Annotated in this window: 10 protein-coding genes; 5 read left to right on the top strand and 5 right to left on the bottom strand. The window is 66.8% G+C overall.

The window, feature by feature from the left end:
* Positions 1-2 precede the first annotated feature (2 nt).
* The 5 genes from ACLQ2Q_RS13295 (at position 3) to ACLQ2Q_RS13275 (ending at position 7,560) form a co-directional block, all read left to right on the top strand.
* Complete coding sequence (locus tag ACLQ2Q_RS13295) at positions 3-1,511, top strand: DUF3375 family protein (RefSeq protein ID WP_425820930.1); 1,509 nt, start codon at positions 3-5, stop codon at positions 1,509-1,511.
* A complete protein-coding gene (locus ACLQ2Q_RS13290; RefSeq protein WP_425820929.1) occupies positions 1,508-2,275 on the top strand; it encodes a DUF4194 domain-containing protein in 768 nt (255 codons plus the stop codon). The genes ACLQ2Q_RS13295 and ACLQ2Q_RS13290 overlap by 4 nt, the downstream gene beginning before the upstream one ends.
* Before the next feature lie 2 nt (positions 2,276-2,277).
* On the top strand, positions 2,278-5,706 hold the full coding sequence (locus tag ACLQ2Q_RS13285; RefSeq protein ID WP_425821074.1) for an ATP-binding protein: 3,429 nt from the start codon (positions 2,278-2,280) through the stop codon (positions 5,704-5,706).
* On the top strand, positions 5,706-6,884 hold the full coding sequence (locus ACLQ2Q_RS13280) for a Wadjet anti-phage system protein JetD domain-containing protein (protein WP_425820928.1): 1,179 nt from the start codon (positions 5,706-5,708) through the stop codon (positions 6,882-6,884). Before ACLQ2Q_RS13285 ends, ACLQ2Q_RS13280 begins: the two co-directional genes overlap by 1 nt.
* A gap of 430 nt (positions 6,885-7,314) precedes the next feature.
* Positions 7,315-7,560: a hypothetical protein gene (locus ACLQ2Q_RS13275; protein WP_425820927.1), complete on the top strand. Its 246-nt coding sequence runs from the start codon at positions 7,315-7,317 to the stop codon at positions 7,558-7,560.
* A 212-nt stretch (positions 7,561-7,772) separates the two neighbouring features.
* On the opposite strand, the gene ACLQ2Q_RS13270 is transcribed toward ACLQ2Q_RS13275, so the two are convergent.
* From ACLQ2Q_RS13270 to ACLQ2Q_RS13250, 5 genes are all read right to left on the bottom strand, one after another.
* On the bottom strand, positions 7,773-10,514 hold the full coding sequence (locus tag ACLQ2Q_RS13270) for an AAA family ATPase (protein ID WP_425820926.1): 2,742 nt from the start codon (positions 10,512-10,514) through the stop codon (positions 7,773-7,775).
* A gap of 360 nt (positions 10,515-10,874) precedes the next feature.
* Positions 10,875-11,030, bottom strand: a complete 156-nt coding sequence (locus ACLQ2Q_RS13265) for an Lsr2 family DNA-binding protein (protein ID WP_425820925.1) — start codon at positions 11,028-11,030, stop codon at positions 10,875-10,877.
* A 669-nt stretch (positions 11,031-11,699) separates the two neighbouring features.
* Complete coding sequence (locus tag ACLQ2Q_RS13260; protein ID WP_425820924.1) at positions 11,700-12,197, bottom strand: hypothetical protein; 498 nt, start codon at positions 12,195-12,197, stop codon at positions 11,700-11,702.
* An 82-nt stretch (positions 12,198-12,279) separates the two neighbouring features.
* Positions 12,280-13,221, bottom strand: coding sequence for a hypothetical protein (locus ACLQ2Q_RS13255; RefSeq protein ID WP_425820923.1), 942 nt, complete (start codon positions 13,219-13,221; stop codon positions 12,280-12,282).
* A 28-nt stretch (positions 13,222-13,249) separates the two neighbouring features.
* Positions 13,250-14,701 (bottom strand): hypothetical protein, encoded by a 1,452-nt coding sequence (locus ACLQ2Q_RS13250; RefSeq protein ID WP_425820922.1) that lies wholly within the window; start codon positions 14,699-14,701, stop codon positions 13,250-13,252.
* Positions 14,702-14,712: the final 11 nt, after the last annotated feature.

The following is a 14,712-nucleotide window of genomic DNA, read 5'->3' as shown; positions in this document are numbered from 1 at the left end:
CCGTGGCGGGGCCTAAGGACAGCGGCATCCACGCTGAGCTGGAGCGCGTCCGTGCCGCGTACGGCACGCCCGTCCTGTCGCTGCTGAACTCGCGCACGTCCGACTTCCAGATCGCCGCGATGCGCAGCGTCTTCGGCACCAGCCAGGCGTCGCCGGAGTACAGCGTCGTCGCCAGCCGGCTGGACGAGGTGATCGCGCTCGTCCCCGACGACGAGCGGCCGCAGAAGGACGGCCGCCAGCTCATCGCCGCGTGGCTTGATGACCGGCTCTTGCGCTCCGACGACGGCGATGGCGGCATCCGCACGCTGACGCTCACTTCGGCGGCCCTCGGCGCGCTGCGGTTCGTCGACGACCAGACCAACGTCCGGCCGCTGCTCGGAGAGTCGCGCGTGACGGCGATCACGGAGATCATCACCGCGCTCGCCGCGCACGCCTCCGGCAGCGTCGAGGCGCGCAAGGAGCAGCTGCGCGAGCAGATCGCCGTCTTGACGATCGAGCTGGAGCGCCTGGAAGCCGGCGGGACGCTGGAGGGTCTCAGCACGGACGAGATCATCGACCGGACGAGCCATCTGCTGGACATGACGGGGACCCTTCCCGAGCAGTTCACGAAGGTGGCCGAGGCGATCCGCTCCAACCACAAAGACGTCGCGGCCCGGCTGCGCGCGGATGACATCCCGCAGGGGCAGATCGCCCGCGAGTACCTCACCGCCCACGACGGGCTGGCGGCGACCGCCGAGGGGCGCGCGTACAGCTCGGCGACCGAGATCCTCCGCTCGGAGGATCGCCTGGCGCGGATGGGCGACGAGATCGCCGCGATTCTCGCGCATCCCTCCGCCGAGGTGCTCACCGCTGCCGAGCGGACGGGACTTGCCCGCCTGGAGAGCGATCTGATGACCGGGATCGATGTCGTCCGCACCGAGCATCGCCGGGTCACCAACACATTCTCCCGCTACCTGCGCTCGGCCGACCCGAACGCCGACCGCGCCGTGGCACGCCTGCTGCGCGACGCGAACGTCGGGTTGCAGACCTGGATGGCGACCGCCGGTGCGCGCGAGAACATCGACCTGGTCGTCGGTAACCAGGGGTCGCTCGATCTCGGGCGGCTTCCGGTGAGCTGGCCCAACCCCGACGACTACGCGCCGCCGGCCGCGCCGACGACGGACCCCGGTTCCCGGGGCGCGCCCATCTCCCTGGCTGAGCTCAAGGCGCTGGGCGGCCCGCGCACGAGGGCGGTCCTCGACAAGATGCCCGCGCTGGCGCGCCAGCACGGCGCCCGCACGCTCGGCACGGTGTTCGCGCATTTGCCTGAGGACCTCACGCGCCCGGTCGAACTCGTGGGCCTGATCGCCGAAGCCCGTGCCGTGGGCGCGCGCATCGGCGCCGATCAGACGGAGGCCGTCATCTCCCGCCGTGACGACGGCAGCACCCGCACGCTCATCATCCCCCTGATCCATCTCACCGACGATGGTGAGCTCGAGCTGGACAGATCCGACATGGAGGCAGCACTGTGACCGACCCCGAAGCCACTCAGCCCGACGACGAGGACTTCGCTCTCGTCGGCGGGCAGCCGGAGAGCGACCCGGAGAGGCGTGGCCACTTCCCCAGCGACACCGGCACGCTGGACTACGCGGCGCGCTGCGCCTACGTGCAGCTGATGCGAAAGACGTACATCTCCTTCGAGTTCGACCGCGATCACTGGAGTGCGGTGTTGGACTTCGAGAGCGAGCTGCGCAGCCGCATGAACGACCTGTTCCTCGAGCTGCGCGTGGACATGCGCCGGCAGATCGCCATGAAGTGGCAGGTGCCCGCGGAGAACGGCGATGTGGCCGCCCTGATCCGTCCGATGCAGTACACCAGGGAACTGGCCGCGGTGATGTTCATTGCCCGTGAGGCGCTGCTGGCGGCGCGCACCGGCAACACCGGCGACGGGCAGATGCGCGAGGAGGCGTGGCTGGATGTCGCCGACATCGTCGACCTGGCGCTCACCTACCCGGCGATCGGGGAGAACCGCTCGGATCGGCTCAGGAGCCGCGCGAAGACCGCGGTCGAACAGGCCCGCAAGCTGGGCGTGCTGCTGGGCAAGCCGGAGCAGACCCGGCTGCGCGTGAGCCCGGTGATTGAGCTGCTGCTGTCGACGGACAAGCTCGCCGAACTGGCGGCATGGTTCGCGGGCGATCGGGATGGCTCCGATGCCCCGGCGATCGACGCTGACGCGCGCCGGCTGCCAATCGCCCTGGTTGAGGATGACGACGAGACGGGAGAGGCCGCGGCGTGACGATGCAGAGCACGGCGCCCACGCTGGAGCTGGACGACTGGTCGGATGCGACGCCGGTCGACGTGATCCGCCAGTGGAGGGGCGAGTCGATCCAGCTGGTCGACTGGGGCAACATGAGCGGCCACGTCCAGCTCGATCTGGACGGCGAATCGGCGCTGATGACCGGCGAGTCCGGTTCGGGCAAGTCGACGATCTTCGACGCGGTGCTGGCGATCATGCAGCCTTCCCGGACGAGGTTCAACTTCGCCTCGAACTCCACCGGGACTGGCCGCGCCCGCAGCGGCGATCAGCGCGACGAGCTGAGCTACCTCATCGGTAAGCTCGATGACATCGAGCGCGCCGACGGCGAGCACGTTCCGCAGGCACTGCGCCCCGTGACCGAGACCTCGCGCTGGGGCGCCCTCGCGATGACGTTCCGCAGCAACCTCGACGAGCGGTACACCCTCGTCCGCGCATACTACGTGCCGCGCGCCGCCAGCAACCGCAACGATCTGAAGCAGCGCTGCGCGACAATCGATGGCCCCTTCGACCTGCGCCAGCTGCACGACGCCGCCGCGTCGCAGTTCGAGATGCGGGCGATGCGATCCCTCGGGCTGCACCCATACGAGGGCCCTGGGCCATTCCACGACGCGATGTGCCAAAAGCTCGGCTTCGGGCCTGACGGCGGCAATGTCGTGGATCTGCTGCGCCGCATCCAGTCTGGCGCCGACGTCACCTCGGTCGACCACCTGTTCTCGTCGACTGTGCTCGAGGAGCCGAAGACGTTCGAGCTGGCCAAGGACATCGCCGATTCGTTCGAGGGCCTGCGTGCGACGTACAACGAGATGAAGACCGTGGGTGAGATCGTCCAGGTGCTCTCTGGCATCCCCGACCAGAAGGCGGAGCTGGATGCGGCGACCGCCGCGCTGGCGGACCTGGACTCGCTGCGCCTGGCAGAGGACGGCGCCACGCCGTTCGCCGCATGGCGCGCGACTACGGAGCAGTCCCGGCGTGAGCAGGCGCTCCGGGCCGCCACCGACGCGCTCCCGCAGGCGGATACCGAGGTGCTGAAGGCCGACGACGTCAAGGTGAAGGCCGCCCGGCAGGTGCGCGACCTCGAACGCGCGCTGGACGACGAGAATACCGGTCTTTCCGCGCTCCGCGACAAAGTCGAGGACGCCCGAGCCGACCGCGACCGCATTGCCGGCAACCGGTCTCGGTTCGAGAACCTTGCGGAGGCGCTGGGAGCTGTCGTCGCGACGGCGGACGAGCATGCGGCACTGCTGGCGCTCGGGAGCGCGCTGGACGAAGGGATCACCACCCAGCGCCAGCGGCTGAAGGATCGCACCGTCGAGCTCGGCGAACGTAGGGGCGAGCTGCGCCGCCAGGATGCCGATCTCGGTCGCGAGATCGGGTCGCTGGAAGGCCGCAGCGGACGGCTCCCCGAATACCTCGACACGGCCCGCAACAGCATCGCGGATCGGCTGGGCTGGAAGCGCACTGATCTGCCGTTCATCGCAGAGCTGATGGACGTTCCTGACGAGCACGCCGAGTGGCGCACGGCCGCCGAGGCGGTGTTCGGCAGCGTCGGCACGCGGCTGGTCGTCCCCGCCGACCAGCGTCGGCTGTTCCAGCGGACCGTCAACGACATGCGGCTGGGCCCGCGGATCAACTTCGACTTCGCCACGACCGAGGGCCTGCGGGAGAACGTCGACGAGCACGACCCGCGCCGACTCATCTCCCGGCTGATCTTCGCCCCGGACACGCCTTTCGGGGCGTGGCTGGTGGGGCGGGTCAACCGCGCCGGCGGCCGTCACCTGTGCGTGGACAACGTCGAGGAGCTCGCGATCACGGACGGTGAGTCCCGTGTCGTGCGATCCGGCCAGGTCTCCGAGCGCACCGCGGGTGCGCACGGTGGCGGCCGGAGCCGGGTGCTCGGCTACTCCAACGAGGACCTCCTCGCGGAGAAGAGGCAGCAGCGAGCTGATGTGACGAAGCAGGCGGACCAGGTCGAGCTCGACCTCCGCGAGATCGACACCCAGAGCAAGGCGCTGGATCAGTCCCGTCAGAATGTCCTGGCGCTCGGCGGATTCCCCGAATGGAGCGCCCTGGACATCGACGCCGCCGTCGCGCGTTACGAGACGGCCTGTGCGCAGCTGGACGCGGTGCGAGCAAGCTCGGACCGCATCCGGGTCCTCGAGAAGCAGCTGAACGCGGCGAAGGATGCCGAAGAGGCCGCAGGGCGAGCGAAGTACGACGCTGAGGTCGACGTGAGACGCCTGAAAGGCGAGATCACGCTTCAGCGCGAGCGGCTACTTTCGCTGGTGTGGATCCTCGGCAAGCTCGAGCGGGGCGAGGTGATCCTCACCGACGCCCAGCGGGCCTGCTGCGACGCCGCGGCGGCGCAGGTGGGTCTGACCGAGAGCACCGAGCGCCTGGACGAGACCTTCTCGTTGGTGCACGGCAACCTGCTCGAGCAGATCGCCCCGCTGCAGGGGCGCGAGCGACGGGCGATGATCGCACTCACGAACACGTTCGCCACTTACCGCTCGCGGTGGGGCGACGAGGCGAATGACTCCACCGACGTCGGCGCGTACGACGAGTACCTGCAGATCCTTCAGACGCAGCAGGCCCGCGGCCTCGAGGCTGTCCGCAATGACTGGTGCGAGAACACGCTGCGCTGGAGTGCCGACGACCTACTGACCCTGCGCATGGCGTTCAAGGGCGCCCGCGAGGAGATAAAGGAGCGCATCGCAAACATCTCCGACCTGCTGAAGACGGTCCCCTTCGGCGCGGCCGACGACCGGCTGCAGCTGCAGGTGAAGGACCGCATCCCGCCTGACGTGCTCAGCTGGCTGCGCGACCTGCAGGAGCTGTCCAACAACCTCACCGGCCTGGATGCCATCGAAGACCCGGACAACCGCTTCGGGGCGATTGAGGAGCGGTTCGCCCGCATCGACGCCCTGATTGACAAGACCCGCCTAAAGCCCCGCAACACCAGCGAGGACACCACCCGCAACGCCATCCTCGATGTTCGGCGCCAGGTGTACATCACGGCGCACCGGGTGTCCGGGACGACCGGGGAGATCATCGCCACGCATTCGTCGTTCGCGGCGAAATCCGGCGGCGAGACCCAGGAGCTGACGGCGTTCATCACCGGCGCCGCGCTGCGGTTCCGGCTGGGCGCCACGAACGGCGCGCAGACGACGTACACGCCGGTATTCCTCGACGAAGGCTTCATCAAGGCCGACGGCAAGTTCACCTGCCGCGCGGTGAAGGCCTGGGAGGCGCTGGGCTTCCAGCTAATCGTGGCGGCGCCCGTGGAGAAGTTCTCCGCGATGGAGCAGCATCTACAGCGCCTGTTCGTGGTGTCCAAGGACAGCAAGGGTCGCGGGTTCTGCGACCAGCTGAGCGCAGACGAGGTGCGCGCGAAGCTCGGGCTGGACGAATAATGAAGTCCACCGCCGACCTCCTCGACGTGATCAGCCGGCGAGTGCGCACCGGCTGGCGAGAGGCGATCACCGGTGAGACCGCATCCCTGAGACTGCCGTGGCGGGTGCCGGTGGGCAAACCCGCCGGCAACGAGTTAGACGGGCGGCTCAACGACGTGCGCGCCTGGAGCCAGGCGGTGGATCTATTCGCCCGACAGCACGGCTTCACGATCACGAAGCAGGCGCGCCGCTCGGCGTCCGGGCTGACGCAGGAGGTGCCCTCGGTGGTCGTCGTGCCCTCGTTCGAGACGGCGGCCGCCGCCGTCGGCCGCGGCAAGGACTTCCTCCGCGACCGCAACCGGATGGCCCTACTCATGCCGCTGACGACACAGGAGGTCACCCCGGCACAGGTCGCCGGCGTCGTGTACCGGATCCGCTCGTGGGACGACGGGGACGTCGTCGTGCTCGCCGCGGCGCTGGCGTGGCTCGCCGAGCACTCCGCAGCGGGGATGACCGCCCGCGAGGTTCCGGTGCCGGGCATGAACTCGAAGTGGCTGACGACGTCGAGGCAACGCGAGATCACGCTGCTGCTGGGCCGCGACAACCTCGGGCTCACCGTGGGCAGGCCGGCCCGCCGGCACTTCCGCTACCTGGACGCTGGGCATCTGGATGCCGGGGGTCGGCAGTTCGATGTCGCCGCGGCCGGCGACGTGAATCGCCCCGAGTATCTCCCTGACCTCGTCATCATCTGCGAGAACGTTGACTCCGCACAGCAGTTGCCCCGTCGCGCGCGGACGATCGTCTTCGAGGGCGACGGCGACGCCGGCGCCGCGCTGATCGGCGAGCTCGACTGGGTCAAGCACTGCCCCCACGTCCTGTACTGGGGCGACATGGATGTCGACGGGCTGTCGATAGTCAACACCTACCGCTTACGCGGACTGAATGTCGCGACCGTGCTGATGGACCACCACGCCTACCTGCGCTTCAGTCACCTCGGGGTCTCCGTCGACCGGTCAGGCAAGCCGCTCCCGCTGCCCGCCCGACCCGTACTGACCCACCTCACACAGGACGAGGCTCGACTACTGGAGCAGCTCTGCGATCCAGCACTGCGCGGTCCGCTGCGAATCGAGCAGGAGCGCCTGCCGCGCGAGAGCGCGGTCGCCGAGATTGAGCGCCTCATCGGATCGCTGTCAAGCTGATGGCATTGAACCGGCCGGCCGTCGTAATCGGGTAACGACGGGCTCTGCGCACAGAGTCTTGTAGCCCCCGCGGCACCCAATCAGTGTCGCGGCGCGCCAGCCGGTTCACCATCGCGCACCGACTTCCCGGCAAGGCGAATGGCGCTCGCGCGGCGCGCGGGCGCGTATTGCGACGTTGGGTGATTGTGTGAGCGTGTTGGAATTCGCCGACAGAGTGTTCGAAACTAGTGACCCGAGTTACGGAGAGGTATATTCGCATCAGAAATCTGATCGGTATTTGAATCAATACCACCATCGACGCGTCGAATTGATACAGATCATATTGCCCATCATTTCGTGCCCCGCTCGCTATTTGCCTCAATTCTTCTTTTCGGGTATGGTCGACGCCTGTGTCACACGGAGAGTGACACAATTCCGGGAAAGGGTTGGAATGGCGATCGCGAATGTCCGGTTTTCGCTCGACGCGGACTACGGAAGCGGTACCACGAACCAGGCGCGGCGGGCGCTCGAAGAGGCGGGCTACGTGAACGTAGGCACGGGCTCCTATACCGGCGAAGGCGAAATGCACGACCTGGTCCGCGGGATCGACGACCTAACCAACGTGCTTATATCTCGGGGCTCAGCACCGATCGATCACCTTTGGATCCAGATTGGGAGGCGCCCCCACGATCGTTGACGGCGCCTTCATAAATCGCTGCGCTGACTCGCGGCGAGCCGGACTCAGCTTGCCGTCCGCAGAAGCGGGTCGAACCTGCACAGACGCCGGTCGCTCGTCGAGTCCGTCGACGGGATTCGTGGAGTGGGAGTGGGAACCCTCCTGAGGCCTCGCACCTGCGCGTAAGATCGGCCCGAGATTGTGCACGTCGAGCGTCCGCTAGATGAAGCCCGCTACACGCCCATCCCACGCCCAGAGCTCGGCGCCCCGATCCCCGGCGCCCTCCACATCTCCGACTCTCGGTTCCGCGCGGCACGGCGCATCTCGGCCTCGGCAGCTCCAACCGCATCCTGCATCGTTACCTCGGTCGTGCCGCGGTGCATCGACTCCGCCACCCGCTCTCGGGCGACGGCATCCGTCCGCGCCACCACGATCGCGACGTTGTGCAGCCGTCCACGCGTGAGCCCGACGTAAAGCCCGGCGGCATCCACATCCGGACCGACGACCGACGCGTCAGCGGTGTCGCCCTGTACCCCGTGCACGGTCGACGCGTACGCGAGCTGCAGGTGCTCACGCGCATACTCGTGGGGCACGTGCCGAAGTTCACCGCTGTCGCTGACGGACACGAGTGAGACGAACTCGTCGTAGATTCCCCGCACGACCCACCGCGCGCGGTTTTCGACGCCGGTCAGGCGGTCGTTGCGACGGGTCTGGACAGAGTCGCCGACGAGGATGCGTTGCTCTGCCATCCCGCAAGCGATGACGCTCGCATCGAGCTCGCCCTGGTCGACGCGGCGCTGCTGGATGGCGTCGTTGATGGCATCCGCCTCGGCGTTGGTCCCCGACACCAGCGTCACCCGCTTGCCTCGCGCGTGCCAGTCAAAGTAGGCATCGATCATCCGCTCGCGCGCCGCGTCGTGGTGCTCGACGCGTTCGAGGTGACCGCGCTTCGCCAGCTCCCCGGCGACCTTCAGTGCGTACTCGCGATCTACCGCATTGCGCAGTCGCAGCGTGAGCGCCGCGTACTCGGGGTCGCGGAACCGATGCACTGTGTCCAGCTCGACGGATGCGTTCGCGTGCCGGATCGCGGATGCCATCGCCCCAGCGTGCCCCACCGGCAACGCCTGATGCGGGTCGCCGACGAACGCGAGACCGACCCGCAGTTCGAGCGCCAGTTCGGTGAGCGCGTTCGCGGTCTGAAGGTCGACCATGCCGGCTTCGTCGACGACGATCCGGTCGTGGGCACGAAGCACCCAGCGGACAGGACCGCTGTAGATGCCGCCCATTTTCGGGTCGGCATCACCGCAGGCAAGTCGTGCCCATGCCTTCGCGCCGGCGTCGTCCGTGCTCCACCGATAGCCATGATCGAAAAGCAATGCATGGATGCTGGATGCCGAGGTCCCGATCTCTTGAGCCGCAACCGAGGCCGCCGTGCGCGTCGGAGCGACCACCAGCATCCGTCGCCGCTGCGCCGTTAGGGCGTGGAACGCGGCGCGCAGCATCGTGGTCTTCCCCGTGCCCGCGGGACCGGTCACCGCCACGAGCCCATCCGTTCCTGCGATGGCGCACGCTGCAATGTTCTGCGAGGCATCCAGAATCGACACGTCCTCGTCCGACGCGTGCTGATGCAGCTCCACGGGCAGGAGGGATCGTCCGGGATCGGCGAGTGCGTCGAGGCGACCGGCAAGACGCACCTTCGCGCGCATCGTCTCGGTCGCCATGAACGACTTCACGTGCGCGGGAGCAGGTTCTGCAATGAGTCGCACGACGGCCGTTGCAGCGCGTCCGGCGATCTCCTCGATGACGCCATCGAGCTCGTCGCGTGGCGCAACGATGCCCGTACGTGAGAGCGCGCGCGTTGCGCCGGCGCGGATGTCGAATGCGCTGAGCCGTCCACCGGATGACGTGGACCGTTCGTCGGCGTCAACGATTGCCATGGCGGCGAGCAGATCGAGATCAAGAGTGTCGATGTCTATCGCCTCGACACGGACGGCTGCTCGCTCGGCGACCAGGCCTGCGTCGATCGCCGCGATTTCGTCCCGGACTCTTGCCTCCCACGACAGCTCGTCGAGATCGGCCGGCTTGTTCGGACGCGACACCGCCCATGCACGTCGGTCGATCTGTTGCAGCACCTCGACGCTCGGCGCTGAACCCCCGTGCGCCGTCGACCACTCCGCGATCATGCGTGCTCGGTTGGCCTCGATCTGCGCCGACCGACGCGAGAGCGGACGGACGGCGCTGGTGAGTTCGGTGATCTCTCCCGCGTCATCGAGCGTGTATCCGTGGCGAGCGAGCGCGGCCCTCCACGCGGGATCAGTGCGGGCGGCGAGTTCGCCCTCGGCGTTGACGACGGTGTGGAGCTTCATCGCGACGCGGGAGTTGAGGTTCGACCACTTGCCATCTGCGCCAAGCACCTTGATGTTCAGCCACAGGTGGCGGTGGATGTGGGGGTCGAGTGCACGCGAGCGCCGATGCTGCAGCTCGACGACTTCGATGCGCGTGATCTCCTCGCGGATGAGGCCGCCGTGCCCACGCCTCGCATTGAGCTCGGTCTGCCATGTGAGCAGGATCCGCTCACGCAAACGGTCCTGTAGCGCTTCGAACTCGGCGGCAAGTTCTGGATGCAGCAGGGCGGCGATGCTGTAGGACTTCGGGTGGTTGAGTGTGCCGTCGAGCAGGAGGTCGGCGTCGGGGCTGAGCCGCTGGTGACCTCGCTCCTCTCCCGTGACCGGGTCGTGCCCGGTGAGCCAGACACGAAGACCGCCGGCTGTGAGCTCGTCGGATGTGATGACGCCATGGTCGACGATGAACCGCGACACGGTCGCATCGGATGCTGCGCTGTATGCCTCGAGCGCTTCGGTGCCGGTCGTGTGTCGCAGGTGGGCGTCGCAGGTGCCCACGAGCGCATACGAGATCGCCTGCCGGACGCCGTGGGATTTGACGCCCCTCTTCCAACGCTCGAGACCTCCTCGCATGCCGCCAGGGTAGGGCAGGTTTTCCGGATTATCCAGGGATTTTTCGGCGGTGCGGGTGCTTGTAGCGGAATGGCTTTATACGGCGTCGCCCACCCAGGGTGCCTGCGTGCATTGCTCTTGAATTGCTCTTGAACTTCGCATCGCTGTCTTGAAGGGGTTGAGAGGTCATCGTGCCCGTGCTCCCCAGTGGAACGCGCTTTGAAGGGGTTCTCCTGCGCGCATGTGGCGCGGTCGTAGCGCATCGTCACGTGCCGGTCTACCGCGAATCGAAGTCGGTGCGCGAGGAAGCGGCTCGGGAGGTTCGGCAACGATACGGTGCCGAACGATTGCCTACAGGCTTGCGGGCGGTGACCGACCGGCTTACGGGCCTACAGGCTCCTTCCGCGCATCGAGTAGCGCAAGCTCGTAGGCCTGCACCAGTTCCTTTGAGAGCGGGCCACGAACACCGACGGTGTAGCCGTTGTCGATGCCCCATGCGCGGATCTCACCGGGAGAGGCGGTCGTCTGGACCGTCACTGGCGTGCTCCCTGCGACGGCTGTGATGGTCGCCGGCGCCTGTCTCGGCTTAGGCACGGCGGCCTTGGCGGGCTGGAGTTGTTTGAGCAGGATGGCGTAGGTTTTGGGTCAACGATGCGGGTACCGAGCTCTTGTGCTCGCGCAAGCTTGCCTCCCGCGAATGACCCGTCACTCACGAGCATCGCGGTGAGGCCGGAAACGGCCCCGAGCACGCGAATACCAAGCTCCTGGGTCCGACGCTCCAGCCGCGCTCGTTCGCGCTCTCGCCCATCGAAGCCCGCGAAGACGACCTTGTCGCCGACCCGCAGTGGCTCCCCGAATGCCCAGTCGGTAGGAAGCGGACCGAGATTGGCGCTCAGCCGCGCGGCGCGCGCGGCGTCTGCTTCGGCGATCAGCTTGGGAACAAGCCTGCTCGACAGTCGCAGCGACTACGCGATTGGCATCGGTCAGCCGCAGTGGGTGGGATGACCCGCTGAGGTAACGCGCTCGCCGCGTCCTCGGGTCAGCGACGGGCCCCCAGTATCGCTCAGGCGACCGGGGGCCTTGTGGTTCCGGTAGCACGCGGTCACGGAAGCATCTCCACCGACCTGAGTGCGTCCGAACCCCCACAATACCGCCGACCTTCCACGAGGTCGAGAAAGGCCCCACGGAGCGCGCGCCGTGGCTGTCTCAGCCCTCGGGCCTGGCGGGCGGCGGTGATCCGACGGCGATCTGCGCCTGCGCGTCGGCTGTCGCAACCTTGCCCTGCCGCCACTGCACAAGGAGGTGGGCCGCGTGCTCGTAGTCGATCGCCGCGCGGTTCTCCGTCCTGTCGTCCTTCCGGGTGACGAGCTCGTAAACCGCGAGAAGTGGCCCCTCGTCATCGCCCGCCGCCATACGCGCCGCGAGGGTTGCCGAGAGCAGCTGCTGGCGCGCCAGGTGCGGGGGCGGAGCGGGCACGGCTGGGTTCCCGAGCTGGATAGCGAACATGAATGCCTGACCTGCCCCGCCGACATCCCCAAGAAGGCGCACCACGTCGGCCACCGCCGCGTCGAGTCGAGCCCGATCGCTGTCCTCGGTCTCGCGCCGTCGAAGGTCGAGGGCAAACAGCCAGGCCGCGAACGCACCCACGACGGCACCAACCAACGCACCGATGAGGGTCGCCAGGAGCGTGTCGCCGAAGGTCACGATCGCAGGCTATAGGGAAGCCGTGTTCGCAAGCGGAAGGCACGTCCGCACGGTGGCTGCCGCGCGGGCCGACGAACTCGCCTCAGTTGTGCCGGTAGTTGTAGACCGCGAGACGGAGCCGCTCGAACCAGCGCGCGGTATGAATGATCCGATCAAAGTCGCCCTCACGGGACGCGAGGAGCTGGGACCGCGAGAGCTGGCTCAGGCTCTCCCAATCCCCGTACATCAGGTAGAGCGCGTTCCCGACTCGGGGATTCTCGAATGCCACGAAGTCCTCACCGAACATGTAGCCGATGTAGCGCTGGAGGCCGGAACTCCCGACTAACCGCTTCTCCGGGGCGAGTGACTGAACCTTCTCCAGACGGTCGATCATGATCTCGATCTCCTGTGGAGGAGCCGACCCGCCGAACTTCCTCACAACCGCCTCGCGCATCTCCTCGACGGTGCCATCGGGCAGGAAGTCCCAACTCACACTCTGGTCGGGGACCTGCGGGATGCCTGTCTCATCAAGGCTGTAAGCGGTGGCCGAACCGAACCAAGTCCTGGCGAGTGAAGCGGCGTAGAGGTAGGCCTGCTCGGCGTCCTCGTCGTAGGGTGCGTGGAGCGTCAGCAGGACGGTGCCGACTAGGGAGTCGCGCGGCTCGTCACGACGCGTAACCGCCGCCTCAATCTGCTGGCCGTAGAGGCGCTGCTTCCGGAATACCTCTCGGGAGAAGGTGATCGGGTGAGTTCCCGATCCCTGGAAATCGGGCGCCTCGATGGTCCATGAGTGGTAGGTCTTCGGCAAGTCACGACGGACGACTTCCCGACCGTTGACGTTCCACTTTGACCACCGACCAGTCGATGCAGGGGCGAGACCGATCCACTCGTCGTCGCCCACTTGCTCCAGTGCAAGACGACCAGTCCAGTCGGCCAGAAGCTGGTCGGAGAAGTTTCTCATCGCGCCGAACACAAACTGCACCTCACCGAGGCTGTCGATCTCGGCCTTCATCTCCTCGGGCAATGACCTGAATCCAGAACTCATTGTTGAACCTCGATTTCTCGTAAAGGGGCTATTTCAGCTTGGAGGCTGAGTCCTTGTTCGTCGTACGCGCATCGACGTAGATAACCTCAAGGGTCCAGCCGGATTCTTCCCTGAGTTTGCGGAGGGTGTCTTCGATCGGCTGGAGGCGCTCAGGGGAGAAGTCCTTGTCGGTGTATCCCACGCAGAGGTAGACGCCAACCGAAGCGCGTTCCGTGGTCATGTACTGGGGCAACTGCTTCGACGCCCCCGTGAAGAAGTGGGTGCTCGGGATGAGCTTGACTTCGAGGAGGGCGCGCTTCTGCCACCCTTGCGAGAACTTGAAGTCGACCGGCCCCCTACCCAGATTGCTCTCTCGGGTTAGGTCCACGTCAGCCATTCGACAGTGCGCGGCGAAGAGCATCCCCGCGATGGCCTGGACGATCTTCTCCGGTCGATACTTATGCAGGCCGTCATCCCAGAGCGCCTTCCACAGGTCGGTCTCTTCTACTGCGTGCTGGAACTCTTTCGCGAGTTCGACCACCCAGGCGGCGAACTCGGACTCGTTCCCGAGTCTTGCGATTGGCTCCTGCCCAGCCGCCGCGTCGCGCCCGACTTCTGCCCACTCGACGAGCAACTTGGGATCGGCCTCGACGTCGTAGGGCTCTGTGTCGGTCTCGGACACGACGTTCAGGTAATCCATTACGAGGTCGGGATGCTTCCAGGCCGCCTTGTACGCCGCCTCCTTGCGCTCTTCCTTCGTGAGAGCGACGTTCAGTTCGTAGTTGAGTTCCTGTCGGAGGTCGTCACCCACTCCGGCATCTGCCCACGTCCAGAACGATTCCGGAGTGACGACGGGAATGTCCTTGAGGAACCTCGAAGGGACGAGGAGCACGCCTTCCTGTGTGACTGGGCTCTTAGGCAGCGGAGCGCGCATGTGATCCCAGCGCCCGGTCGTGCGGTTCCACCGTGCGGCGCGAACCGGCACCTCCTGGAGCCCGAGTTCGTGGCGAGTGGCGACCGTTTGCGTGTACTCGATGAACCTCGCCTTGACGATGTCGCAGAAGATGTCGCTGATGCGGTCAACGCCAAGCCCCTCACAGAACAGCGCGAAGGCCTGAATGTGCTGAACCTGGGTGACTCCGCGCTGGGAGAGGAGGTTCAGCGCGCAGGCCATCTTCCCGGCGTACTTGAAGCCTGCTCCGGAACCCTTCGGATGGCCCATCGAGAGCCCGAGGGCGAACTCGCTCGGCTCGGGGAACTTCAACATCCGCACCGCTTTGAGATAGTGCGGTGAGGTCACGTCGCCACCGGAAGCGTCCACGAAGCTGAGGGCGAGGCCAAAGAAGTCGATGACGGTCTGCCGCGTCTCAGCCCAGTAAGGGTCCTCGTCTTCGAATACGAGGAACGGATCGACGTACAGGGGAGTGTCGGTGCTCAGCTCACAGTCGAACCAGTCGTCGTCGTGATCTCGCTCGACGGCGAAGTATTCCGTGAACCGCATCCGTAGCCTCC

Source organism: Microbacterium sp. DT81.1 (assembly GCF_049844955.1).
Taxonomy (GTDB): domain Bacteria; phylum Actinomycetota; class Actinomycetes; order Actinomycetales; family Microbacteriaceae; genus Microbacterium.
The sequence above is the reverse complement of the archived record's forward strand: the minus strand, read 5'-3'. Positions and strand labels throughout refer to the sequence as shown.